The organism is Ktedonobacter robiniae (genome assembly GCF_016587375.1).
Classification (GTDB): domain Bacteria; phylum Chloroflexota; class Ktedonobacteria; order Ktedonobacterales; family Ktedonobacteraceae; genus Ktedonobacter; species Ktedonobacter robiniae.
In genome coordinates, this window is the sequence record NZ_BNJG01000002.1 from 2467192 (window position 1) to 2491194 (window position 24003).

The following is a 24003-nucleotide window of genomic DNA, read 5'->3' on the forward strand; positions in this document are numbered from 1 at the left end:
GGTGTCGCGTGAGTTTACCGAGCTTGCCATACATAGTTATCAGTATCATCTGGTTCGCCCTCATCGCGTATGCCGCCTTTGGCGGAGCCGACTTTGGCGCGGGCATATGGGATCTGTTGGCGGTTGGTTCCCAAAAGGAGCACCAGCATCAACTGATCGATAGAGCTTTGGGACCCGTCTGGGAGACCAATCATGTCTGGCTGGTCTTCCTTGTGGTGGGCCTGTTCTCTGGCTTCCCGGTGCCCTTCGCTGCTATCGCGACCGTGCTGTTCATTCCCTTGACGCTCGCGCTGATTGGCAGTGTCCTGCGTGGCTCGGCCTTCATCTTCCGCACGCATGGACTGCATGCCCAGAAGCCAGCCTTTCGCGTATGGAGTCGGGTCTTTAGCCTCTCCAGCCTGATCACCCCTTTTTTCCTGGGCCTCTCGGCGGCGGCCGTAGCGGGCGGGCAGATTCGGGTGGGGCATGGACCGAACGTGACCGATCTTGGTTCGCTCTGGCTTACCCCATTCGCGCTCACTATTGGTGCGATGTCCGTCATGCTCTGCGCGACCCTGGCGGCCATTTATCTAACGGTTGAGGCGACCAATAATAGTGAGCATGATCTTGCTGAGGCCTTTCGCATACGTGGCCTGATCTCGGGCGCGGTTATGGCGCTGCTGGGCCTGTTGGGGCTCTGGCTCTCGCTATCTGCGGCCCCATTGCTCTGGCATGGCATGTTGAACCATGCCTGGCCGCTTGTTATTGCCACCATGCTGATTGGCATTTGTGCGGCTGGCACACTATTCTTCAGGTATTACCTGCTGGCGCGTTTTTTCATTGTGCTTGAAACAGCTTTCCTCCTGGGATCATGGGGTGTCTCACAGGTACCGTATCTTGTGCCGCCTGATGTGACCGTTGAGAGTAGTGCGGGCGCGCCCAGCACCCTGCTTTTACTGGTTATTGGCGTTAGCATTGGCCTGTGCATTATTCTGCCTTCTATCTGGTTCCTCTTCTACATTTTCAAAGTGAAAGGAGGCGTGCGCTTGTTTGAGCGATCAGCAAGCTAAATGTGGAATAGTCATGCGAGAAAGGATGACCTTATGGAGATAATCTTTGTATATGGCCTTGTGCTGCTCTTCTTTCTACTCCTGCTGGCCGTGGTGGGGACGTTATTCATTGCGCAGCCCCTCCCTGGAACTGAACAAGCTGTGTCTTCGCAGGAGTCGGGAACCGCGACCGAGGAGCGAGTTGGCGTTTCAGGATATATCGCCTTTGCTCTTTTACTCTTGTTCATGATTCTGGCAGCTGTGCAGGCAAATCGGCAGATGATGCATAGTAGAGTATGAACAAGGGATTGATGGACAATTATCCAGGCAGGGGAGCCCCTGATTTTTGCAGCGGGAAGAGGGGTCCATGACGCGTTGGACTTATGTGCGGGGACTGTGCTTCCACCTGACATACCGTGCTATAATATGCAAAAATAAGCAACTACCTTCTGTAGGTGGTGCGTCCTGGCTGCCTGCGGCAGCCAGGACGCACCACCTACAGGGCGAGCGCCGCAGGCGCGAGGGGCTTGCCTGCACAAGATACAAAAAGAGATAATGGGAATAGTATGACACTGCGTTTGATGAAAATATTGGCCGTCCTGACCTCTATCGGCGCATATATAATGGTGCTGATGGGGGCCATAGTTACCAAAACTGGAGCGGGCCAGGGATGTGGTACCTCGTGGCCGATCTGTAAGGGACAACTCATACCCGCGTATATGTCGGTTGATTCTGTGCTGGAGTACAGCCATCGTATCGCCTCTGGTATCGATGGATTCTTGATCCTTTTTTTGACGGTCTGGTCCTGGTGGGTCTTCAGGCATAATGGGCGCGTCAAACTGCTCGGCTTTATGAGCCTGTTCTTCGTCATCCTCCAGGGTGCTCTAGGCGCGGTAACCGTCATGTACGAAGGCACCTTCGCCGAGGAGTGGATTCTCTCGCTGCACTTCGGTTTCGCATTGATCTCCTTTGCCAGCGTTATACTGCTTACCATTTATCTTTTCCAGATGAAAGCTGGTAAGGCTGTGGAAAAGCGTGAGGAGCGGAAGCCAGGCCTGGTGAGTAAGAGCATGCAGTACGTAGTCTGGGGCATCACCGCCTACTGCTACATCGTCGTCTACACGGGCGCCCTTGTGCGTCACTCCTCCTCCACCCTGGGTTGTGGCACGCAGTGGCCTGGATGTAGCACACTTGTGCCAGACCTCGCCAGCCATCCCGGTGTACAGATGTTCCACCGTTATGCTGCCACGTTAATTGGCCTGCTCATCGTGGGCCTCCTCATCTGGGTTCTGCGCCGTTATCGCGAGCGCCGTGACCTCGTGCGAGGTGCCTGGCTTGCGCTCATCATGGTCATCTTGCAGGGCGCGGCTGGTATGCTCACCGTCGTCACCGGCGGTCAGCTTGTCGTCGAACTGCTGCATACCACGCTGATCGCGGTCCTCTTCGCGGTCCTCAGCTTTCTCTGCATGCAGGTTGGCTGGCCCTGGAAGGCCCGGCAACCCGTCGAGCAAGTTCAGATGGCCTCCAGCCGGGGGTAAAGAATTTTCTATTGAAGAAAAGGGGCTGAATGTAAGGCAAATTGTCTTACATCCAGCCCCTTTTTTGTTATGTCTTGTGCTCGCGTCATTCAGGCCTGAGAGAAAGCAAAAATTCCCTTACACCAGTAATTCCTTCTGCTTCTAATACGTTGAGGAGTGTGCTTCCCACAATGGCAATATCACTTTTGTTGACGAGATAGCGAACATCATCTGGACGCTGAATGCCAAACCCGACTGCAATGGGAGTGGATGAATACTGACGGCATCGTAAGAGAAAATCTGTTGTCGCATCACCAAAAGACGTTGGTGATCCGGTCACGCCTTTTCTTGCAGCACAATACAAAAGTCCTTCTGTCTTGTCCGCTAGATACTCCATTCGCGTATCTGGTGTGTAGGGAGTAACCACTAGAATGGGATCAACATGCTCTTGCTTGCAGGCAGCAAAGTATTCATCGCTCTCCTCGGGAAATGCATCGGGGACTATCAGCCCGCGAATTCCAATGGATCCGGCAGTTTCAACGAACTGTTTTACTCCATATTGGAGTAAAATATTATAATACGTCATGAAAATACAAAAGAGAGGGAAATCCCTCGTTACTTTTTGCGCAAAGTCCAGACATTGTTCTATGGTCGTCCCTCGTTCCAATGCTTTTTGGTTTGCCTTCAGAAACAGCGGACCGTCCGCAATCGGCTCAGAGAAAGGAAGTTGTAACTCCACCAGATCCACGCCACATTCGTGAAACAGACGGATCATTTCGTAATTCGTCTCGAAATCGGGATAGCCTACAATTTGATGCGCCATCAGTAAAATAGATTTTCTTTTACGCTTTTCCAGAATCTCCTGAGCAAGATTGCTGATATTGTGTGCTTTTCCGCTGGATAAAAGCCTTCCATTCTTCATCTCGTAATCCTTCCGCTATGTTAAAAATATCTTTATCGCCCCGGCCCGACATATTAATGATGACGCTCTCACCCTCCGAACACTGTTGCATCTCCCGAAAAGCCCCTGCAAAAGCATGGGCAGATTCTAATGCAGGAACAATGCCTTCTTTGGTCATGACAAGTTGGAGGGCATTCACAACTTCCTCGTTGGTCGCTGCTTCGAAGCGCACGCGCCCACGTTCTGATAAATTTGCGAGGAGAGGTGACACGCCTGTATAGTCAAGTCCCGCTGCAATACTGGAAGTCTCTAACATTTGCCCGTCTTTGTCCTGCAGAAAGAGGGTTTTGTACCCCTGGGCGATGCCAGTCCTGCCTTGCCCATACGCGATTCGTGATGCATGCTTTCCGGCCATTGGTCCTTCTCCCCCAGCCTCTACTCCAACCAGTTCAACTTCTTCGTGGGGTATGAACGCTTGGAAAATACCAAGGGCATTCGACCCTCCACCCACACAGGCATAGACACGATTGGGAAGCTTACCTTCCAAGCGAAGAATTTGTTCCTTGGCCTCGGTCCCAATGATCGATTGAAATAAAGCTACTAGAGCTGGAAAAGGATGGGGTCCTGATGCGGTTCCCAGCAAGTAATGGGTTGTTTCAAAACTCGAAGCCCAGTCTCTCAACGCCGCATTCATAGCGTCTTTTAAGGTGCGAGAACCAGCTTCCACAGGCACAACTTCCGCGCCGAAGCGTTTCATCCAAAAAACGTTCGCATACTGGCGTTCTACATCTTCACTCCCCATGTAAACGGTAGCCTTTAAACCGAATTTCGCTGCTACAATGGCTGTTGCAACCCCGTGTTGCCCGGCACCTGTTTCAGCAATGACGCGTGTTTTGTTCATCCGTTTCACGAGCAGCGCTTGCCCCAAGGCATTGTTCAGTTTATGGGCACCTGAGTGATTCAAATCTTCCCGCTTCATGTAAATTTTGGGTCCACCAAAATACTTTGTTAGCCCTGCGGCATAGGTGAGTGGTGTTGGACGACCGGAAAAGTTTGCCAGGCTATCCTGATAGTCCTGCCAAAACGCGGTATCATTTTGTATTTCAGCGAACTTTTCTTTTAGTTCGTGAAAAGCAGGGAATAAGATCTCAGGAATAAACATCCCTCCATATGATCCGTAGTAACCATTTACACTCAATTGCTTTATCTCCCTATTATTTATTGTGCTTATGAAAATCTAAAACCCGTTGGGCGGTCTCGAGATCCGTCACAAGAGTATCAATCCATTTTCCTCGCAACGTTGCCGTGATCGCTTTGACTTTGTCCTGGCTACCAGCGACACCGATGACATGGGTATGTGGTCTCAGCTCTGATATGTCAATGCCGAGCATTCTTGTTTTTGCAGAAAAAGCTATGTTCTCTCCTTGAATGTTGAGAAAAGACGCGCATACGTTTGCCACGGCTCCTTGTCGAAGGACATCGTTCAAATCAGCATTTCCAAAGTAACCGGTTTGGACAATCGTCGCCTCCTTTGAGACTTGACCAATACCGACAACCGCCACGGTACTCTTCCGAGCAACCTCAAGTACGTTGGCTATTTCTGGTTCTTTCACCAAAAGCTCTTTGGTTTCCTGGGAGACAACAACCGCAGGTGCATGCAGAAGCCAGTAGTTAGATTTCATCCTTTCCGCAAACATCATGGTATTCGAGTTTGCATGCCAGGATGAGCCAGTAGAACCCCAGCCACCGACAAGTGGAGTAAACTGTAGCCCGTTTCGTGCAAAATACTCTAGCTCAGCAGCAACAGCAGTAACCGTACGCCCAGCCATAACTCCCACAATATCGTTATCTTTGAGCATAGATTCGAGAAGCACTGCACAACTTCGCCCTAGTTGATGGAGAAGTCTTTGTTCAGAATGTTCTTCTGTGCTTACGACAAAAGCATCGAGAATGCCAAACGTTTCAATGAGTTCCTGCTCAATGTTCTGCTCTCGTGAATAAGGATTGTTAATCGAGATGTTGACGATCCCTTCGGCCCTTGCAGCAGTGAGCATTCGACTCACGTGAGGTCGTGAAATACCTAATCGTTTGGCAATGTCCTGTTGATTGAGTCCATCTTCGTAATAAAGCCGACTGATTTTAACCAGTAATCGTACCCTTTCATTTTGCAGATCGGTCATTTTTTTATCTCCGCAAATTATGTTTGCACAAATGTACATGGTATGAAATATTGTACATCTCTATTATGCACCTTCTTTCGATTTCTGGCAAGTATCGGTACAGTAAACATGAAGGCCTGTTAGTATACTTCATTACCTACCAGGTCTATGATCTTGGGCCGGGTGGTGACTGTGGCGCGAACGCGCTCTGGGTGGTCGAGACCGAACCTGGAGTCGCCTTTGTGGGCGATCTGGTCTTCAATGGAACGCACTCCTATGTGGCTGATGATCCCCTAATTGAACATGAACTGGTGCCGCTCACACAGTACGCGGGTCTCGCTATCTTGCCTTGGCGTCTGCTAACTGGTGGTTTTCTCAGTGGCAAGTACACGTGAGAAGAGCAGAGAAGCAATGCTCTCCTCTTGTTCCTGAACAAGAGGAGAGCATTGTATAGGCAGAACATACCTCTTCGTGACACTCACCACGCCTAAGGAGGAAGCATTTGTGGTAAGGCTTCCTGCCTTATATGTTAAAAACTAATAGAGATGGATAGTGCATTTATTGCCTGTGGTGTACATGGTGGTTGTATCCACAGATAATGTGGAGCTCGGGTTGATGGTCACCTTTACCGCAGAGTTTGGAGTGGCATTACCCTCGCAGTCATCAAGTTTTGTACCATTCATTTCCTTGGCTGGCCCCATCCAAAGGTCCGCGTGGTTGGAGCCATTCTGGCATCCCTGGGGATCGGTATCGCCGCACTGGTCTTCCATAACAAAATATTTCTTGACCAGGGGGACGTAGATGATACTACCAATGGGGAAGGTCGTTTTTAGATCTTTATTGGGGGCAGCGAATGTTACGGGATCGTTGTAGGTGCCTGTACCCTCGGTGGCATGATTGTGAATGGTGGGATAGCCATCGGATTTGGGATAAGCGATATCGGCTGATCCATGCTGGTTCTCGGTCGCGCCGGAATTATCGTTATATCCATACCAGGTCACAACGGTGGTCACACTCTTTTGCTTGCCATCTCCACTGGGTACATACTTATGGTTGGCGCTCGCCTGGCTGGAGGCGGCATGCGCAGCCGTCATCGCTCCTAGCGCAGTAATCAATACAAGGGTTAATGCGATCATAGATGACGTGCGGAGAAGTGTACGTGCTGACATGTTTTCATCCTTTCATGCGATAGTGATACGTATACACAATTCAGCAGCGAAAAGCCACAAGAGTTACTAGCGCAGAAACATGGTGAGCACAACAAGAGAAGCTTGCATCCTTGCTGAAGGTTTCTGAGTTTTCTGTTCTCTAAAGAAGCCTCCTTTCGCATTTGCATAATAGTGAGAACGATTAGGTCAAGGAAATGGTACGCTTTATGGAAGCAACGGTTCTGAAGGTGATGCGACGGGACTGCGAAAGTTGGCTCCGCAGGATTCACGCACCACAAGTTCAGCCGGGAGTTGGATGTGGATTGGTTGTTGCTGAGAGGTGAATGTGTTCTTGTCATTCTTTCCGAGATATAAAGTTGCCCGGTGCAGCGTCTCATTATTCAATAAGCCTGGCTGTTGTAGCAGTGAGAGCAACAGGGAGACACCGCGCTGCCCCATTTCGAAGTATGGTTGTCTCACTGTTGTCAATGGAGGACGTGTATAGGCCGAGGGACGGTCTCCATCGAAGCCAACAAGGGCGATATCCCTGGGGACAGAGAGGCCATACTCTTCTGCGGCTGTGAGCACTCCATACGCCATTTGATCACTGGCGGCAAAGATCGCTGTTGGTCGTTTCGCGTGCGGAAGCTCAAAGAGCGTAGTAGCACAGGCTCGACCACTTGGAGGGAGAAAATCTCCCTCAAGAATAAGGTCGGCGTCCGGGAAAAGCCCGGCTTCGAGAAGTGCCTGGCAATATCCTTGATAGCGAGCATAGGAGACCAGGTAGTGAGCGGGGCCTTTAATATGGGCGATGCGCCGATGTCCGAGACGAAGCAGATGACGCACGGCCATGTATGCACCTGTCGTATTATCTACACCAATCCAGGGAACCACCTGGGTCTCTTGATCATCAATCACTACCACTGGAAATCCCTGTCGTGAGAGTTGGGTTAGTCGTGAAGAGAGGCGTCCAGGGAAAATAGCCACCAGCCCGGCACTCAGCGGAGTCGCTAGAAAACGCTCAATGAGCGCCTGTTCGCTATTCTTTGGTTCTTCGTCACTGATGCTATAGAGTGCGAGATCATACGGACTCTCTGATATCGTCTCGACCACACCTCGCGTAAGATCGGGAATGACTGACCAGACCCAGCCAGGAATGAGGACACTGATTGTGGAAGGGTGTGCTTCCTGCTTTTGCGAAATAAGACCCTGCTCTGCGAGTGTTTGCATTACAATGTCGCGGATGGCGGTTTCAACGCTCGCTTGCGAGGTAGTCGCATTGGTAATGGGAGGAAACATAGAGGGATGAATATGCTGACTCTCGCTCTCTGCTCGTCTCCGATCCTCAGTATGCTGTTTGTGTGGAGCAGGCTGGTCGGGAAGGACTTCGCAAAAGTCGCTCAGCGTACAATTGAGTGCGTTGCACAATGCCTGAATAGTGGAGAGGCGTAAAGCGTTGGGAACGTTATTCAGTAGCGAGGAAATAGCCTGCAAAGAAAGCTGGGTGTTAGCTTTCTCCTCAAGCAATGTCTGCAACTCAGTGGGTCGATAAATATGATGGTTGACTGCTAGCCACTGCTTCAGGTTCCATTGCACTGGCATGCTGCTGCTCCTAATATGTTGATGTGCTGATGCTCAAGTAAAACTTACGTAATTCAAGTAAATAATACATGATTTAGGTGAAACTTGTCAATGCTAGGGTAAACGGATCATGACGGCCTCTTGGGAGTTGTAGTAATTGGAGGGAGTGGTCGCACGGTACAGATCGCATGGAGAAGGAAAGTGGTCGTGCGCATTTGAGAGTGTCATGTGGACTCTCTGGCGAAATAGTCCACATGAGAGTCCACTCATTTTTGTCTAAAACGACTGGTTACAGGCCAGTAGGGAGGTCAGGGGTGGCGGGCTGCCAGGGCGAGTTATCAGCCAGGGGAGCATTGAAGTCGCCGGGTTTCTTATCGTCAACATAGGTGTAGAGGGGATACCCCTGGTAGAAGACGACTTTGCGGCCCTGAGCGTCGGTACCCACACTTAGTTTACCAGGTAGCTTGGTAGTCGAGGTAGGTGTTGTAGTACCCTTGTAGACCAGAGGCTGCCAGGTTTTGGCGCATGATCCATCACAGGTAAAGCCACTCGTTCCCTGCCACTCATGAACATACAACGTTATGCCTTTAAGGGTTGTCAGAACGGGGAACGTGCTTCCCATTGCTTCTCTCCCTCTCTGGGCTTCAAAGTGTGGGGACGAGGAGGTGAGAAAATAGGGCAATCCCACTCAATAAGCCACTTCCGGGCCGGACGTGGGCGGCGTGGCCTGGTCGAGGGGGACGCTGACCTGAGTGCCGTTGACGGTTATATGTAAGATGGCGGGCACAGGGTCGGCGGCGTAGGGGGCGCGAGTACTGGTCGATTTGGATAGTTTGATCAGGGCTTCGATGCGATCAGCTGCGGAGGGCGAGAAGCGTTGTGACCTGTCAAATTTGAAACCGTTGAGCGCGGCGATAAGGTGCTGGACGGCGATGAGCGCGAGTGGGTCGCCTGTGAGCAGGGCGGCGAGGAGGTCCAGGTCACGATAGGCCCTATGCGGATAACACATCAGTATAATGAGAGCCAGGATGGGCAGGCCTATGAGCATACCCAGCGAAGTTGCAATATGAACCGCTGTACGTGGGAAGGGTTGCATTGTCGCGCCCCAGGTTATCCAGGCTAGAAAGATCCCGACCAGCCAGAGGTGGCGCTGGAATACCTTGCGGGCCAGGCGTTTTTGTTGCATGGCGATGCCCAGGTAGATCAGCGCGTCCTTCTGCCGCCAGTCCGTAGCCCTCAACAGCGCTTCGCTGATAATCAGCACCGGATGCCGCCCCATGCCAACGACGCGTACTGTATGTCTACCGACGATATCATGGGCTACCTGGATGGAGGCGAACTGAATGCTGGCGAGCCTGCACCAGGCGGCGATCCTTGGCTCCAAATAGGCCCAGCGGGTGCTTTCAATTGGTTGAAGTATGGCCCTGCACTTCTCATGCTGAAGCGCGAAGATGTCGCCTGACAAAAGAAGTAAAATAAAAGGTGCTAGCTGTACAATGGGCGGAATGGCATCTGTGTTAAGGCCTAATTGCTTGCTTATCCAGACCATTCCTCCCAGGATATAGAGGCTGGGAAGAAATATGAGCGTCTGTGGAAAGAGGTAGTTGTAAAGATAGGCTCTCCTGTATTTGTCTTCTGGCAGGTCATTGATATGAAAAGTATGCAGTGCCAGGGGATCGGTCGCTAGGACTGTACTAAATGCAAGAAGCCAGATTGTAATAATAGATGAATTGATAAAATACGCTTCGATGAGCTGACTTAAACTTGAGTGATAAAGATCGTCATTCAATGCAATCATGATGCCGCTAATAACCAGCAGCACGAAGAAACCTATAATATAACTTACCAGGGTAGATGCCCATGTGTGTGTATCAGAGAGGGCGGCTGCGTAGTGGAAATAGCCATCAGGCAGCCAGCAATCGTTGATAAAATTAGGCTACAGGCGATAATAGTTAGTTGCAACAACATACGAGTGGACCTCACTACGTCTTCTTGTAATTATATTGAAGAGTTTTATTTTACACTATAGAAGACGTAAGCGATAGCATTTCTTCAAAAGCAAAACATAATAAGAAAAGCGGATACAGTGGGCGCGACATTCGCGCCCACTGTATCCGCTTTTCTTATAGTTTAACTGGCCTGAGCTGTATGGGGGCCTTCCTCGTCGTCCGCCTGCGAGAAGGGTTTGGCGATGCTCTCCAGGGACTTGCGCTCGGCGTCGACACCGAAGAAGATGGCTACAACACCCGCAGCCGCCATGAATAGCGCGCCCGCATAGTAGCCGTAGGAGAGGATGACTGGCTGGTTGGTCTGGATAAGTAGACCAAAGATGAAGGGGGCGAAGGCGCCGCCAACGCCTGTTCCAATGGCGTAGAAGAGAGCGATGACCATCGCGCGCATCTCCAGAGGGAAGACCTCGCTGACGGTCAGGTAGGCCGAACTGGAGCCGGTAGAGGCAAAGAAGAAGATGATCGACCAGCAGATGGTGATCGTGACTACGTTGAGCATACCCTGGGCGAAGAGCCAGCTGGTAATTGCCAGCAATATACCAGAGATGATATAGGTGAAGCTGATCATCTTGCGACGCCCAATCGTATCAAACAGACGACCGATGGTCAGGGGGCCAATCACATTGCCTATAGCGAAGGGAATCTGATACAGTGGCACGCTCTCGGCTGGCAGGTGGAAGAAGGTCGTCAGCACCAGGGCGTAGGTAAAGAAGATGGCATTGTAGAAAAATGCCTGTGCGGCCATCAACGAGAGGCCCAGAATTGTGCGCTTGGGATAGAGCCTGACCATGGTCTTCGCGATTTCGCCGAAGCCAATGGCGCCGCGAGGGCGGATATAAATGGAGCCTTCTGGCTCAGGTAGCGGCTTCCCGCCATTTTCCCTCTGTACCTCATGCTCAATTTCCGCTACCACCTTGTTGGCCTCCTCAAAGTGGCCATGCATCATCAGCCAGCGTGGACTCTCGGGTACATAACGGCGTACCAGCAGGACGGCCAGGCCCAGAACCGCGCCCAGAGCGAAGGAGAGGCGCCAGCCTACATTGATGGGGAAGAGATTGGGATTGAGCAGTACGCCAGTCATGGCCGCGCCAAAGGCTGTCCCAATCCACCAGGTGCCATTGATCACGAGGTCGGTCCAGCCACGCGCCCGTGCCGGAATAAGCTCGTCAATAGCCGAGTTGATGGCCGCGTATTCGCCACCGATACCCGTGCCCGTAATGAAGCGGCAGGCAGCGAACCAGTAGAAGTTAAAGGAGAAGGCGGTTGCGATGGTCGCGCTCAAGTAGACCAGCAAGGTAATCATAAAGAGCTTCTTGCGGCCCAGCTGATCGGTCATCCGGCCAAATACCAGAGCACCGAGGACCGCACCAATGAGATAGACTGTGCCAGCGCTGGAGGCCTCCACCGTCGAGAGATGAAGGGTCTGAGGCTTGCTCAGCACGCTGGCGATAGAGCCAACGATGGTGACTTCAAGACCATCCAGAATCCAGGTGATGCCCAGCGAGACGACCACGAGCCAGTGCCAGCGACTCCATGGGAGGCGATCCATCCTGGCGGGGACATCGGTCTTTACCGCTTTAGTTTTACTCTGCATTGTCTCCATAGCGCCATTGCTCTTTCAAAAATGAATGAACGATAACATCTACGCATTACAAAGATACCTTACACAGACGCTTGTATTTAGCATATCAGGGGCTATGCTTATTTCAGTATAAAGAGAAGGGTGGCAGGTGCTGAGAACGGCTTCGGCAAGAAGATAGGAGTAGTTGTAACATTTTTATGTAAAAATGTGAAATGCGTCACAGTAAGAGAATGTCGATTTTGCTATCATGGCAACTTGACGCGCTTTTGCCTAAAAAAGGGCTGTGTCGGCATGTCGACATGTCGGCGTATCGAAAAGTTAATCCGAGTGTCAGCTACAAGAGCGGTGCCGCAGTCGAATGAGGACATGCCTGTAGAATGAGGGTCGGTTTCCGCATGAGAAGAAGAGGAAGCATTGTGAAACTCCGCACCGCTCGCGTGCTCGTCCTGGGATCTGTCCTATGCCTGATCTTCATTTGGGGCGGCATCGACAACATAGATATTGGCAACATCGCCATTGGCCTGCTTGGCGTCCTGCTCGCGTTCATCCTCGTCGCAATTCTCTTCCTCAGCTACAAAGGGATCGGACAGGGCGAACTCTAGCCCTCTGTCCAAAACCTCAATCTCTCTGGCCATGCCGCTTCTCCTTATGCTGATGGCCAATGGAGTGGTGGTAATACACGTTCTATCTCTGAACGTTGAGCCTCGAGCCAGGACGGTAGCTGGAGTTGCGTTCCCAGGCGCTCAGCCGACTCATCAATGGTAAAGCCTGGGAGATCGGTAGCGATCTCAAAGAGCACACCACCAGGTTCAGGAAAGTATATGGAGTGGAAATACTTACGATCCCGTATAGATGTAACGTTGAGATCGTTTCCAATGAGCATGTCGTGCCATGCTTGCTGGCCTTCATCCGTCGCAACACGTAGTGCGACATGGTGCACCGTTCCCGCTGCAACCTCCCCACGCCAGAAGCCTGCGGTATGACGCACATCGAGTCTCGCTCTGTTTGCCTCTGCTCCAAATTCGTAGCGAAACACATTCTGTTTTTCAGCAATCAATCGAAAGCCTAGAATGTCGCTCAAGACATGATTCGTCTGCTCATAATCATCTTCCCAGATCGTGACTCCCGCGAAACCGCGAATAGAATGTTCGGCAGGGATCGCCTGACTCTCCCAACCGAGACATTCCTGAATATCAGGACGTGCGACGAGTTCCACAACCAATCCATCTGGATCACGGAGTGAGATTACCTGTTCATCAAAGCGAGTGGTGGGTCCTTTATACTGAATGCCATATTCGATCAAGCGACCAATCCAATAGCCGAGAGAAGACCGAGGAATCGCGAAAGCAGTAGCGTTAATCTGTCCTGTTCCTTGCCGCCCACGGGGGGCTCCAGGCCAGGCAAAGAAGGTTATGATCGTACCCGGGTGTCCCACACTATCTCCATAGTACAGGTGATAAGCACTGGGATCATCAAAATTGACGGTCACTTTGATCAGCCGTAATCCAAGGAAGCCAGTATAGAAATCGATATTGCGTTGGGCATTGCTCGTAATCGCTGTGACATGATGGATACCGAGAAGACTGTTTTGCATCATTTTTTCCTGCACTTTTCGGGTATGAAATATCTCAGGGAGATTACTCGATTCTTTCTCTCTGGAGAAGAGCCATATCGGTTCTAAAGCCGATTCCGAATGCCTTTCTCTTACTATAGAGAGTATATCTTCAGATGTTTCTTTCTTAAAGAACATTACCTATCGTCTAGCTATCGTTTTAGCAGGAGCATGCAGCGCTTTGCCCGTTTATCCTGAAAGCATGCGAAAAACCAGGTTTGTCAACTTAAACAATTCTGTTGATAAAAGCTATCTCCACTTCTAGACCAGTTGAGCCACGCTTCTTCAGCAACCAGAGCCTAAAAAAGGGCGCAATTCCTGCTTTGAGATCCTTTTTCTCGCATATAAGCTCTACATCTTTTGACCAAGTCGACAATACCTCGTCTCATCTTTTTTCGTGATGAAAGGGGATCTTATGCTCCTCCACCGTTTAGTGATGTCCTACCATAAATGCAAGCATAGGGTTTATTGCATGGTAGCGCCTTTTAACTGATGTAATGCGAGCAGCTCCTCCTGGAGATAGTTACAGGTCACGACAGTCATAGGATGATCTGCCCCAAGCACGTGCTCACGGATAAGCAAGGCCTGTTGATACAGACGTACCGCCTCCTGGAGATGCCCCTGAACTTGCCAGAATCCGGCAAAATCGTGCAGGATCTGAGCGATGCCTTCACTCTCAGGTCCCAATTGTTGCTCACGAATACGCAAGGCGCGCAGGTAGAGAGGCTCGGCTTCTACATATCTTCCTTGATTATTGTAGAGGTTCGCAAGATGGTTCAGAGTCTTGCCATATCAACATGTTCAGGCCCAAGCTGTTCCTCCAGGATATGAAGGGCTTCGGCTTCTCCATATTTCATGAGCAGGGCCACCAAGTGCTGGCGAATATCAAGCGTGAGGGCATGGGTGAAGCGCCCACCCTGGATGCAGCCATCCAGTGCCTGTGTATAGAGATTATATGCCTGTTCATCCTTTCCTTGAGCTTCTTGCAAGAGCGCGAACTGATAGAGATTTCTGGCGACCTGGGGGTCCACGTCTGCAAACGTTTGCGCGTTAATCTCCAGGGCTCGCTGAAAGAGAGGCTCAGCCTCGGCATACCTGTCCTGTTTGCGGTAGAGAATACCTAGCGTGGTGAGATCATCCCCCACATGAGGAAAAACAGGACCCAGATGTTTTTCATGGAGTTCCAAAGCTTCCTGAAGCAAGGCCTCTGCCTGCTCCAGGGAGCCCTGGTGTAGCAAGACCGTAGCCAGCGCGCTTAAACAATCCGCCGTTTGCATATGTTGCCGTCCAAGATGCTGCTCATAGAGGGCTAGGGCTTGCCGGGCAAATGGCTCTGCCTCCTGATAACGGCCTTGATCGATGTACACGCACGAGAGATTAAAGATAGCCGTTGCTGTCTGAAAATGGGATGGACCCAGTTGTTTCTGGCGGCTAGCCAGCACCCGCTTATAACACAGTTCTGCCTCTTCGTCGCGTCCTTGGTGAGAATAAAGAATGCCCAGATTATTCAGAACTCTGGTAGTCAGAGGATGTTCTGGCCCAAGCTCGCGCTCGCGAATAGCCAGGTTTTGGCGATGCATGGCTTCTGTTTTATCGTAATGTCCCTGTCGCTCAATCAAGCTGGCCAGCGTGTGCCTGGCGTTAGTGGTGTCGAGATGGTCTGCTCCCCATTGCCGTTCATAGATGACCAGAGCCTGGCGAGCCAGCGTTTCCCCCAGGGGATATTTTTGCTGGGCTAGGCAGAACTCGGCCAACCTGCATAGGCTGGCCGCATCTTCCAGAGGGTCTGGTCCCAACTGGTGCTCGCGAATAGCCAGCGCCCGCTCAAATAACACTTCCGCTTGCGCGTAATTGCCATTATTGCGTTGCAGGACCGCCATATATTCCAGGTTGTAGCCGGTGAGGAAATGTTCTGCTCCCCAGTAACTTTCGCGCAGGGTGAGCGCTCGCTGGTACTGGATTTCTGCCTGACTAAACATTTGGTGTTCAAAGAAATAGCTCCCCGCGCGCAACAGCACATCCGCTGCTTCTGGGAGTTGCAGGTTCTGTTGCTGGACCAGTGCGTCACAAGCCTGCACCTGTTCCAGGTAGCGCTGACATTGAGGCCAGAATTCCACTCTGGTCGGGTCCTGAGGAAAGATCATCTCGACCGCTTTGACCACCCGTTCACTCCAATCCCGTTGCGTCTGTGTGTCCATGCGATCCCACTGGACCGCCTGAACCAGGCGATGGACGCTCACTATGCGATCTTTCGAGAGCCGTTTGATCAGGGAAAAGTCCAGCAAAGTTTTCAGGAGCTGATTGAAGGAGAAGAGATCAGACGCGGCCTCGCGCAACTGTTCAGGCCAGTAGGGAGCGCCTTCCCGCAGCAGTTCTTCTGGAATGTGATCAGGAGCCAGAACAGCGCATAACTGCAACAGTTCAGTCGCTGCTGGATGGGTGCGTGCAACCTGCTCAAAGGAGAGCGACCAGGTGGTGGCCACCGAATCAGGATAGCCCGTCATCTGCTTTCCCCGTTGTTTGAGCAAGGCATGGCGATGAGTCTGGTAAATCTGGAGATAGGACTGAAGCCCGCAACCAGCCTCTTCAATATATGCCCCGGCCTGATCAATAGCCAGAGGGAAATGCCCGAGCGCAATCACAATATTCATGGCCTCGTCCATCTCCTCAGGCGTCGCCGACTCCAACAGATGCGTCCGGCGCAGCAAGAGTGAAGCCCCTTCAATGGTTCCCATGGTTTCGACTTCGAGCGAAGAGTCAAAGGCTCCGACCGCGCTGGCCCGTGTGGTGATCAGCAGATGCCCCTGGCCCTGACGCGGGAAATAGGGGTGCGCCATCTCCAGATCGTCCGCGTTATCAAAGATCATTAACCAGGGCTGCGTGCGTTGTTCCAGCCAGCGCAGAATGGCCGAGACAATCTTGCGTTGATCCGTTTCCTCCGCACTGACCACCTCTGGTAAGAGGCGGCCCAATTCGACAAAACTGGTCAGAAGGGTTTCTTCGCTGACTGCCGTGATCCAGAGGACATCGTGGTACCGTCCCTGCTGGCGCGAGCGATAGGCATATTCGATGGCCGTTTGCGTTTTGCCGATGCCTCCCAATCCCTTGATCGCCTGGGCTTGCGTCAACGCGACGTGCCGCAGACCCGTGGAACGATCGGCTCCTGGAAGGGCGAAGCGCTGCTCCAGGGTGCTGAGCAGATCCTCCCGCCCAGTAAAATGAGGATTGCGGGCATAGGGAACCGTCCAGATCGCCAAGTCGCTGACGGGCGTCTTCTCTGAAGGTGAGGCCTCCACGATCTCAGGCTCCGAAGACGATGCATCCTCTTCCACGAGTCCCAGTTCCTGAGCACTCAGGCCAAAGAGGGAACAAAGCCTGACACTGTAATAGGCGCTCGGTTGCTGAATACCACGTTCCCAGCGCTGAATCGTGATCACTGCCGTTCCTAACTCGTCTGCTACGTCTTGCTGTCGCCAATTGCGCAGAATGCGCTGCCGCCGTAAACGCTCATTTCTTGCCATGGAGTCTCCTCCTCGCCTTCTTCCTTCAGCTATCCAGAGTATATGTATCGTGAACAAAACAAGCTGCGTTGGCCTGGCCTCTTTTGAGAAAGAACGTCATTGTTCTGGTTTCACACCTATGGAGTAGGGACAGATCTTCAAAAGTACCTGGGGAATGTGTGGGGCGCTTCTCTGTATTTTTCTCTAAAGTATCGTACCACAAGTCCAACCAGAGAAGCAAGCGTATACTTGCATCACAGAGGGGCTTCCTAAGCCTGGGCAGCATGGGAGAAGCAATTTCTTGCGAGAAGAGTTTTTGGGGGGAAAGGAGAGAAAAGAGAGGCGCTTACCTCTCTTCGGTATGTGTCGCAAACGTTGATGGGTCCTGGAATAATGGCTGAATTGCTGCTTCGAGTCTACGCTGGCGCTCCTCTGCTGTTAGAGCGAGCCAACCATAATATCGCCAGGAGATCATTCCTTGGAGGAGTCCCAGTAAACTCATTGCCGTGGTTGGTAGATCGACCTCGGAACGTAGCATGGGCTCAGCCTGGCTTAAAGCCTGCTCAATGAGGTTACGAGCTGCCTGGGGATGAAATGCCAGTTCTTCACGCAACGTGGGATAACACCAATACGCACCTATTCCGATAAGCCACAACTGGGGATACTCATCCAGGCAATCCCATACAAAGGTCAGGCACGTCCGCAATCCCGTGGCGGCCCGTGTAGTATGAGATGCATCAATAGCAACGCGATAGGCAGCAATGCGGCGTCCAGGTGCAAAGTGTTGATAGACTGCGTGAATCAGCGTCGCCTTATCCTTAAAGAGGCGAAAGATTGTCACCTCATTGACGTCAGCCTCAGCTGCAATCGCACGGGTCGTAGTAGCTTCTATACCCCGCTCGGCGCTGAGCTTTAAAAAAGCGGTTAGAATGCGTACTCGCGTTTCAGAAGGTGCTTCCATATGTTCTCTCCTGGTATGTCTGCCAAGCTATCTTCCATGGATTGGTGCAAACAGCCCATTGTAGGGCCCTGATGACCTGAATTTCTTCCGCTGAAGGATGAATATTGACTGAATGCTTCTCTTGGGTTCGCTTTCCAGAAATGTGTCTCAATCCACCCGTTATCCTGGCGCTTCTTCATAGGATCCGGGATTGGTCCCGCCGACTTAGTAAATAATTCGGGAGCACTTAAGCATCATCCTGGGGGAGAAGAGCAAGAAAGACGTTAGCCACCCGAGGGTCGTATGCTCTACCAGTACAACGTCTTATTTCCGCCCGAGCTTCGGCTGGTGAAAGCGCTGATCGATAGGGCCTCTGCTCCGTCATAGCGGTATAGGAATCTACAACAGCAAGAATGCGCGCCTCCAGGGGAATAGCTTCTCCCGCTAATCCATAAGGATAGCCTAACCCGTCCCAGCGCTCGTGATGGGCCAGTACAAACGGGGCAATCGATGACCAGATCCCTCCCGCCTTCTCTAGCAAGCAAGAGCCAATCATGGGATGGAGTCGCATAATTGCCCATTCCTGTTCTGTGAGTGAACCAGGCTTGTTAAGTAGAGCAGAGGGGATGGCGATTTTCCCTATATCATGTAGCAGTGCGGCTACACCGAGCAGATATATCTCGCGTTCATTTCGCCGCAACTGGCGGGCCACAGCTTCCGCCAGGAACTTTGCCCGATAGGAGTGTCCAGCCAACGCGCCCTGATACCAGTGAAGCACTTTGAGAGAGAGGCGAGATACATCTTGTCTATTGAGTTGCCCTCTCCTAAGAGGAGGCTGGGTCGTGAGTATATGCATGGTGCTGTTTTTCCTTTTTCTTCACACGTGATTGTGAGTTCCTTCATATGGTACGTGAAAAAGTGCGCCTATCAGAGATCGTTACCTATCGAGTAGCCATCGCGTGACCATCATATGGCGACACCTCTCTTGTCTAACTCTTTTCCAACACGCTCATAGCTCGGCATATAGTTCATTCTAAGACAATTCTGCTGCTCAGTTATTTTCTGTTGAAGCTAACGCTTGTAGCACAGTTTGTAGCTTTTCGCGCGTATTGCGGGTAAGAGGGTGCTCAGCGCCAAAAAAACTGCTTGTGAAGGGTATTGTCAATTTATCGATAATAGAAGAGCTTTTCTAAAAAGAAAAAGCAGGGGAGGAAAGAAGCAAAAATAACTTTTTCACAGGATACCACGTCCAGGATTGCTTTTGGCGCCTAGAACCTGCTTTCTGAGTGAACATATAAAAAATTGCATCTCTGCATTATGAAAATTCAACAAGAATGCTAACGAAACCGCGCTTTCCCTCATACTCTTTAATCGCCACCTCATCAATATGCATTGTGGCACCTGAATATATCTCACTAACCATGAAGTTGCAAAGAAGAACTTTTGTGTATTGACTGCATAACATGCAGGTCGCCTCCCTACACAGGTAAAACGACTGCTAAGCGATCTATGAAGATCGATAAAAATGCTCAGCAATCAGGTATGCTCTTCATTGTAGAAATGAGGGATGCCAGATGTGCCTCCAGCAAATAAGAACCATAGGAAGGAGAAAAATCGCATGGGTGACACAATTGTCTTCGTGCATGGCGCTTGGTTGGCACCACGAAGTTGGGGAAAGCTAATCAGCTATTTCGAGCCGCGAGGCTACCTTACCTAGCTTCCACCCGGCGCCACCCAAAGGTATGTTGCCCCTGTCGTTTGCAGCCATCAAAGCGAGCCGCCGGCGTGCTCTTTAAAACGGCCGCTGTGGCCTGGAAGAGCCTGCCAACATGGTATCTGCTCTCGCAGAACGATCGCATCATCCCGCCAGAGACGCAACAGATGCTCGCCAATCGTATGAAGGCCACGACCATTTCGGTCGTCTCAAGCTATGTGTCAATCGTCTCTCATTCCTTTTGATCTGTTCCAGCTGATTCAGGCCACGGCGAAGGCTGGCGCGGCTACGAAGTAAGCCAGAAAAACGATGCCTGTCCGCTTGCAATGCGTGCTTATGTCCGAAATGAATCTATCAGTAGAGATTCTTTGCATTGTTGAATGCCACACTGTGAGCGGCATTCAATGAACGACGTTGTGGAGCCAGGAGGCAGTTGAAATAGATATGAAATATGTCATTTTCCAACACGATTAAGGAGAAATTCACGCTATGAGTACGAACACGATCACCACAAAAGATGGCACTACTATCTTTTACAAGGATTGGGGCACGGGTCAGCCCGTCGTCTTTAGTCATGGCTGGCCTCTGAACGCCGATGCCTGGGACGACCAGCTGCTCTTCGTGGCCTCCCATGGCTATCGCGCCATCGCCCATGATCGTCGCGGCCATGGACGCTCCAGCCAGCCCTGGGATGGTAATAACATGGATACCTACGCTGACGACCTGGCCGAGCTCATCGAGACGCTCGATCTCAAAGACGTGGTGTTGGTCGGGCATTCCACCGGTGGTGGCGAGATCACTCACTACGTTGGTCGGCATGGCACCTCGCGCGTCGCCAAGGTCGTGCTTGTTGGCGCGGTACCGCCACTGATGCTCAAGACAGAAGCCAATCCAGGCGGCCTGCCCATCGAAGTGTTTAATCAAATTCGCACTGGCGTCGTCACGGACCGCTCACAATTCTACAAGGATCTCAGCGCGGCCTTCTATGGAGCCAATCGATCAGGCTCCCAGGTTTCGCAGGGTGTGCGTGACATGTTCTGGCTCTGGTCGATGCAGGTTGGCCTCAAGGCAGCATTTGACTGCATCAAGGCTTTCTCCGAGACAGATCTCACGGAGGACCTCAAGAAGATTGACGTACCGACCCTGATTATTCACGGGGATGATGACCAGATCGTACCAATCGCAGACTCTGCTCTTCTCTCCTCAAAGCTTGTCAAGGGCGCAACCCTTAAGGTCTACCCAGGCGCGAGTCATGGTCTTACCACCACGCATAAAGAGAAATTCAATACCGACCTGTTAGGCTTCTTGAAGTCCTAAGTAAAGATAGGGGTATGCCGGTTGATTGCTAACTGGCATACCTCTGGTGCTTGTATCTCACATGAGCATCTCAAGGATGCGAAAACCCATCTGAGTTCAACGATGGTATGAACCAATTAAGCAAACTGGCCAATACAACCGACTCTTGCATTTGGCATACAACAAGGAGGAAAATGTCCATGTCAACGGAGGTCAAGGTAGCAATCATTTACTATAGCGCGACCGGGTCAACCTACCAGTTGGCTCTGGCTGTGGAAGAAGGCGCAAAAGGCGCAGGTGCCCACACACGTCTACGAGAAGTCGAGGAACTGGCTCCGAAAGAGGCGATTGCAACAAACCAGGGCTGGGCCGCACATCGAAAAATGACGCAGCATATCGCGACGGCAACGCTTGCGGACCTCGAGTGGGCTGATGCCATCATATTTGGCACGCCAACCCGTTTTGGTCTGCCTGCCGCTCAGTTGAAACAGTTTATTGATCGCACAGGTAAGCTCTGGTCACAGGGCAAACTCGCTAACAAGATCGCGTCGAGCTTCAGTAGTTCAGGCACCGCGCATGGTGGACAGGAAACAACCATTACCGCCCTGAATAATGTTTTCTACCACTGGGGTGCGATTATCGTTTCTCCCGGCTATCTTGATCCTGTGCAGTTCCAGGTTGGCAATCCCTATGGGGTTTCGTATACCTCGAATAATGGCTCAGTACCACCTGATGAGATAGCGCTAGCGGCCGCCCGCTTCCAGGGCCGGCGCGTTGCTGAGGTTGCGGCGCATTTTGCAAGTGGCCTGGCTCTAGTTGCTCACTGAGAAAGTAGAAGGCATCTAGTGCTGATCGTCCTTTGTAGCATCGCTGAAAAATGAACTGGAGAAGGCAAGCATATGGCAAAGCAGTGTACACATTTGGAGCAAATACAGGAAGTCACACCGAGTGCAAATGGATGTGAGGAGTGTTTGAAAACGGGAGACACATGGGTGCATCTGCGCCTCTGCCTTTCGTGTGGACATGTTGGTTGCTGTGATTCCTCAAAAAATAAACATGCGACCAGGCACTTTCACACCACAACCCATCCACTCATTGCGTCGCTCGAACCGGGAGAGAATTGGGGTTGGTGTTATGTCGACGAGGTGGTTTTCGAATTCGCGGACGCAGAAGAATGATCAGACGTAACATCATGAAGAGCAGAGCTCTCGGTTACCTAATGTCAGGTAGCAGGGCATTTGGGAGGAACATATGGAACACAACGTTCTGACGGGCATTCATCATCTCACAGCCATCGTGGGAGATCCCCAGGCAAATGTGGATTTTTATACTCATGTGTTGGGACAACGCCTGGTCAAGCAAACGGTGAATTTTGATGATCCAGGCACCTATCATCTCTACTATGGAGATGAAACAGGAACACCTGGCACGATTCTGACGTTCTTTCCCTGGCCGGAAGCGCCGCGAGGGCGCAGAGGAACTGGCCAGATTGTAGACATTTCCCTGGCTATCCCGGCAGATGCGCTCGACTATTGGATCGGCCGTTTATCTCACCAGGGGGTGACGATCACGGGGCAAGCCGCTCGTTTCCAGGAGCAGGTGATTTCCTTTCTTGATCCACACGGCCTCTCCCTGGAGTTGGTAGCCTCCCGCGAGGCGAACCTCCGCCACGGCTGGAGACATGGGCCCGTTCCACAAGCGTATGCCATTCGAGGCTTCGCCAGTATTACACTGGCAGAGGCCCATCCGAGCCAACAGCCACTCTGCTCACTGAAGCGCTCGGTTTTCGTCCCTTGCAACAAGAAGGGAACCGCTTCAGATACGAAGTCGGCCCAGGCGGCCCAGGCACCCGCGTCGATGTGTTGGAGTTGTCCAATCAGCCACGCGGGAGAATAGCAGTGGGCACCGTGCATCATGTGGCCTGGCGCACCGAGGATGACGCCCATCAACTTGCCTGGCGAGAGCATCTGTTAGGTCAGGACGGCGATGTGACGCCAGTGTTGGACCGCCAGTACTTCCGCTCGATCTACTTTCACGAACCAGGGGGCGTCCTGTTTGAAATTGCGACTGATCCTCCCGGCTTTGCCATTGATGAGTCGATCGAGCAGCTCGGAACGCACCTCAAGCTTCCCCCCTGGTTAGAATCAAGTCGTTCACAGATCGAGAATGTATTGCCCCCGCTTCATGTGCCAGTGGAGAATGCTGGCAGGAGCAATAACGAGTAATCGGGTGGAAGGAGATATTGAATGGAGCAGCTTCATCATTTGAATAACGTGACCGGGCCACACCAGGGGCAGCCTGTACTTGTTGCGGGTTTGCCGCTTAAGCAGGCAAAAGCAGTTATGATCATGCTCCATGGACGTGGTGCATCAGCAGAAGATATCCTGAGTCTGACGAGCGAGCTACACCAGCCTGGTTTTAGCTATCTTGCACCACAGGCCGCTGGTTATTCGTGGTATCCCAATAGTTTTCTTGCACCTCTTGCCAGCAATGAGCCTGGTCTTACTTCCGCCCTGGCAGCCATTGCATCTCTGCTGACTCAAGTAGCGGATGCAGGCATTAAACCTGAACGGACCATCCTCTTAGGTTTTTCACAAGGTGCCTGTCTGGCCCTTGAGTTTGCGGCCCGTAATGCCAGGCGCTATGGTGGTGTGGCGGGCTTGAGTGGTGGACTCATCGGGCCGGATGGCGCGCCGCGAAACTATCTCGGCTCGTTCGATGGGACCCCCATGTTTCTCGGCTGTAGTGATAGGGATTTCCATATTCCCAAAGAACGGGTTGAATATTCCGCTCAAGTGCTGCAACGGATGGGAGGACAGGTAACGGCACACTTGTATCCCAACATGGGCCATACCATCAACCAGGATGAGATACACGTTGTGCAAGCCATGATGGCGGCAATTTGAGAAAAGGAGAAGGGAAGAGACTCATGAAGATGCGATTGCCCTTGTCCTGTAATGATATGGTATGCTTGAGAGTAGTATGGTGTGCCTGGACAGCCTGAGGCTGTCCAGGC

At 51.7% G+C, this 24003-nt stretch carries 23 protein-coding genes and 1 pseudogene; 10 read left to right on the forward strand and 14 right to left on the reverse strand.

Features of this window, described 5'->3' with window-relative positions; genetic code table 11:
* Positions 1 to 8 precede the first annotated feature (8 nt).
* The 3 genes from JMJ04_RS31465 (at position 9) to JMJ04_RS31475 (ending at position 2566) form a co-directional block, all read left to right on the forward strand.
* The gene (locus JMJ04_RS31465; RefSeq protein WP_201374298.1) at positions 9 to 1049 is read left to right on the forward strand and encodes a cytochrome d ubiquinol oxidase subunit II; all 1041 of its coding nucleotides are present in this window, start codon (positions 9 to 11) and stop codon (positions 1047 to 1049) included.
* Positions 1050 to 1082: 33 nt separating this feature from the next.
* Positions 1083 to 1328: a hypothetical protein gene (locus tag JMJ04_RS31470; RefSeq protein ID WP_201374299.1), complete on the forward strand. Its 246-nt coding sequence runs from the start codon at positions 1083 to 1085 to the stop codon at positions 1326 to 1328.
* A gap of 266 nt (positions 1329 to 1594) precedes the next feature.
* Positions 1595 to 2566 (forward strand): COX15/CtaA family protein, encoded by a 972-nt coding sequence (locus JMJ04_RS31475; RefSeq protein ID WP_201374300.1) that lies wholly within the window; start codon positions 1595 to 1597, stop codon positions 2564 to 2566.
* Between the two features lie 85 nt (positions 2567 to 2651).
* Here the strand turns inward: JMJ04_RS31475 and trpA are convergent, their stop codons facing one another.
* The 3 genes from trpA to JMJ04_RS31490 are packed head-to-tail and all read right to left on the reverse strand — an operon-like array spanning position 2652 to position 5626.
* Complete coding sequence (gene trpA / locus JMJ04_RS31480; protein ID WP_201374301.1) at positions 2652 to 3467, reverse strand: tryptophan synthase subunit alpha; 816 nt, start codon at positions 3465 to 3467, stop codon at positions 2652 to 2654.
* Complete coding sequence (gene trpB, locus JMJ04_RS31485; RefSeq protein ID WP_201374302.1) at positions 3388 to 4644, reverse strand: tryptophan synthase subunit beta; 1257 nt, start codon at positions 4642 to 4644, stop codon at positions 3388 to 3390. Before trpB ends, trpA begins: the two co-directional genes overlap by 80 nt.
* A gap of 16 nt (positions 4645 to 4660) precedes the next feature.
* Positions 4661 to 5626, reverse strand: coding sequence for a sugar-binding transcriptional regulator (locus JMJ04_RS31490; protein ID WP_201374303.1), 966 nt, complete (start codon positions 5624 to 5626; stop codon positions 4661 to 4663).
* Between the two features lie 65 nt (positions 5627 to 5691).
* Between JMJ04_RS31490 and JMJ04_RS31495 the strand changes: the two genes are divergently transcribed.
* Complete coding sequence (locus tag JMJ04_RS31495) at positions 5692 to 6000, forward strand: hypothetical protein (protein ID WP_201374304.1); 309 nt, start codon at positions 5692 to 5694, stop codon at positions 5998 to 6000.
* Between the two features lie 141 nt (positions 6001 to 6141).
* On the opposite strand, the gene JMJ04_RS31500 is transcribed toward JMJ04_RS31495, so the two are convergent.
* From JMJ04_RS31500 to JMJ04_RS31550, 11 genes are all read right to left on the reverse strand, one after another.
* The gene (locus tag JMJ04_RS31500; protein WP_201374305.1) at positions 6142 to 6774 is read right to left on the reverse strand and encodes a hypothetical protein; all 633 of its coding nucleotides are present in this window, start codon (positions 6772 to 6774) and stop codon (positions 6142 to 6144) included.
* 204 nt (positions 6775 to 6978) lie between these two features.
* Positions 6979 to 8355: a substrate-binding domain-containing protein gene (locus JMJ04_RS31505; RefSeq protein WP_201374306.1), complete on the reverse strand. Its 1377-nt coding sequence runs from the start codon at positions 8353 to 8355 to the stop codon at positions 6979 to 6981.
* Positions 8356 to 8623: 268 nt separating this feature from the next.
* Positions 8624 to 8956: a COG4315 family predicted lipoprotein gene (locus JMJ04_RS31510; RefSeq protein ID WP_236038552.1), complete on the reverse strand. Its 333-nt coding sequence runs from the start codon at positions 8954 to 8956 to the stop codon at positions 8624 to 8626.
* A gap of 66 nt (positions 8957 to 9022) precedes the next feature.
* Positions 9023 to 10156 (reverse strand): hypothetical protein, encoded by a 1134-nt coding sequence (locus JMJ04_RS31515; RefSeq protein WP_201374307.1) that lies wholly within the window; start codon positions 10154 to 10156, stop codon positions 9023 to 9025.
* A 308-nt stretch (positions 10157 to 10464) separates the two neighbouring features.
* Complete coding sequence (locus tag JMJ04_RS31520) at positions 10465 to 11946, reverse strand: MFS transporter (protein ID WP_201374308.1); 1482 nt, start codon at positions 11944 to 11946, stop codon at positions 10465 to 10467.
* Between the two features lie 437 nt (positions 11947 to 12383).
* Entirely contained in the window at positions 12384 to 12560 is a 177-nt protein-coding gene (locus JMJ04_RS31525) for a hypothetical protein (RefSeq protein WP_201374309.1), read from the reverse strand.
* A gap of 11 nt (positions 12561 to 12571) precedes the next feature.
* On the reverse strand, positions 12572 to 13522 hold the full coding sequence (locus JMJ04_RS31530; protein WP_236038554.1) for a ring-cleaving dioxygenase: 951 nt from the start codon (positions 13520 to 13522) through the stop codon (positions 12572 to 12574).
* A gap of 480 nt (positions 13523 to 14002) precedes the next feature.
* Positions 14003 to 14317, reverse strand: a complete 315-nt coding sequence (locus tag JMJ04_RS31535) for a tetratricopeptide repeat protein (RefSeq protein ID WP_201374526.1) — start codon at positions 14315 to 14317, stop codon at positions 14003 to 14005.
* Positions 14314 to 17058 (reverse strand): helix-turn-helix domain-containing protein, encoded by a 2745-nt coding sequence (locus JMJ04_RS31540; protein ID WP_201374310.1) that lies wholly within the window; start codon positions 17056 to 17058, stop codon positions 14314 to 14316. The genes JMJ04_RS31535 and JMJ04_RS31540 overlap by 4 nt, the downstream gene beginning before the upstream one ends.
* A gap of 325 nt (positions 17059 to 17383) precedes the next feature.
* On the reverse strand, positions 17384 to 17998 hold the full coding sequence (locus JMJ04_RS31545) for a TetR/AcrR family transcriptional regulator (RefSeq protein ID WP_201374311.1): 615 nt from the start codon (positions 17996 to 17998) through the stop codon (positions 17384 to 17386).
* 226 nt (positions 17999 to 18224) lie between these two features.
* On the reverse strand, positions 18225 to 18833 hold the full coding sequence (locus JMJ04_RS31550; RefSeq protein ID WP_201374312.1) for an HD-GYP domain-containing protein: 609 nt from the start codon (positions 18831 to 18833) through the stop codon (positions 18225 to 18227).
* Positions 18834 to 19762: 929 nt separating this feature from the next.
* On the opposite strand from JMJ04_RS31550, the gene JMJ04_RS31555 reads away from it, so the two are divergent.
* From JMJ04_RS31555 to JMJ04_RS31585, 6 genes and pseudogenes are all read left to right on the forward strand, one after another.
* Positions 19763 to 19936: an alpha/beta hydrolase gene (locus tag JMJ04_RS31555; protein WP_201374313.1), complete on the forward strand. Its 174-nt coding sequence runs from the start codon at positions 19763 to 19765 to the stop codon at positions 19934 to 19936.
* 244 nt (positions 19937 to 20180) lie between these two features.
* A complete protein-coding gene (locus JMJ04_RS31560; protein ID WP_201374314.1) occupies positions 20181 to 21008 on the forward strand; it encodes an alpha/beta fold hydrolase in 828 nt (275 codons plus the stop codon).
* Positions 21009 to 21187: 179 nt separating this feature from the next.
* Complete coding sequence (gene wrbA / locus JMJ04_RS31565) at positions 21188 to 21814, forward strand: NAD(P)H:quinone oxidoreductase (RefSeq protein WP_201374315.1); 627 nt, start codon at positions 21188 to 21190, stop codon at positions 21812 to 21814.
* Between the two features lie 72 nt (positions 21815 to 21886).
* The gene (locus tag JMJ04_RS31570; RefSeq protein WP_201374316.1) at positions 21887 to 22165 is read left to right on the forward strand and encodes a ubiquitin carboxyl-terminal hydrolase 14; all 279 of its coding nucleotides are present in this window, start codon (positions 21887 to 21889) and stop codon (positions 22163 to 22165) included.
* Between the two features lie 73 nt (positions 22166 to 22238).
* Positions 22239 to 23212, forward strand: a pseudogene (locus JMJ04_RS31575) (ring-cleaving dioxygenase).
* Between the two features lie 21 nt (positions 23213 to 23233).
* The gene (locus tag JMJ04_RS31585; protein ID WP_201374319.1) at positions 23234 to 23893 is read left to right on the forward strand and encodes an alpha/beta hydrolase; all 660 of its coding nucleotides are present in this window, start codon (positions 23234 to 23236) and stop codon (positions 23891 to 23893) included.
* The last annotated feature ends 110 nt before the right edge of the window (positions 23894 to 24003 follow it).

Bases quoted from the DNA above. Each gene is read 5' to 3' on its own strand.
- JMJ04_RS31490 (WP_201374303.1), bottom strand. From the start codon at position 5,626: ATGACCGATCTGCAAAATGAAAGGGTACGATTACTGGTTAAAATCAGT.
- wrbA (WP_201374315.1), top strand. From the start codon at position 21,188: ATGTCAACGGAGGTCAAGGTAGCAATCATTTACTATAGCGCGACCGGG.
- JMJ04_RS31470 (WP_201374299.1), top strand. From the start codon at position 1,083: ATGGAGATAATCTTTGTATATGGCCTTGTGCTGCTCTTCTTTCTACTC.
- JMJ04_RS31550 (WP_201374312.1), bottom strand. From the start codon at position 18,833: ATGCATATACTCACGACCCAGCCTCCTCTTAGGAGAGGGCAACTCAAT.
- JMJ04_RS31585 (WP_201374319.1), top strand. From the start codon at position 23,234: ATGGAGCAGCTTCATCATTTGAATAACGTGACCGGGCCACACCAGGGG.
- JMJ04_RS31475 (WP_201374300.1), top strand. From the start codon at position 1,595: ATGACACTGCGTTTGATGAAAATATTGGCCGTCCTGACCTCTATCGGC.
- JMJ04_RS31495 (WP_201374304.1), top strand. From the start codon at position 5,692: ATGCACCTTCTTTCGATTTCTGGCAAGTATCGGTACAGTAAACATGAA.
- JMJ04_RS31505 (WP_201374306.1), bottom strand. From the start codon at position 8,355: ATGCCAGTGCAATGGAACCTGAAGCAGTGGCTAGCAGTCAACCATCAT.
- JMJ04_RS31510 (WP_236038552.1), bottom strand. From the start codon at position 8,956: ATGGGAAGCACGTTCCCCGTTCTGACAACCCTTAAAGGCATAACGTTG.
- JMJ04_RS31500 (WP_201374305.1), bottom strand. From the start codon at position 6,774: ATGTCAGCACGTACACTTCTCCGCACGTCATCTATGATCGCATTAACC.
- JMJ04_RS31525 (WP_201374309.1), bottom strand. From the start codon at position 12,560: ATGGCCAGAGAGATTGAGGTTTTGGACAGAGGGCTAGAGTTCGCCCTG.
- JMJ04_RS31530 (WP_236038554.1), bottom strand. From the start codon at position 13,522: ATGATGCAAAACAGTCTTCTCGGTATCCATCATGTCACAGCGATTACG.
- JMJ04_RS31520 (WP_201374308.1), bottom strand. From the start codon at position 11,946: ATGGAGACAATGCAGAGTAAAACTAAAGCGGTAAAGACCGATGTCCCC.
- JMJ04_RS31540 (WP_201374310.1), bottom strand. From the start codon at position 17,058: ATGGCAAGAAATGAGCGTTTACGGCGGCAGCGCATTCTGCGCAATTGG.
- JMJ04_RS31560 (WP_201374314.1), top strand. From the start codon at position 20,181: ATGAGTACGAACACGATCACCACAAAAGATGGCACTACTATCTTTTAC.
- trpA (WP_201374301.1), bottom strand. From the start codon at position 3,467: ATGAAGAATGGAAGGCTTTTATCCAGCGGAAAAGCACACAATATCAGC.
- JMJ04_RS31570 (WP_201374316.1), top strand. From the start codon at position 21,887: ATGGCAAAGCAGTGTACACATTTGGAGCAAATACAGGAAGTCACACCG.
- JMJ04_RS31545 (WP_201374311.1), bottom strand. From the start codon at position 17,998: ATGGAAGCACCTTCTGAAACGCGAGTACGCATTCTAACCGCTTTTTTA.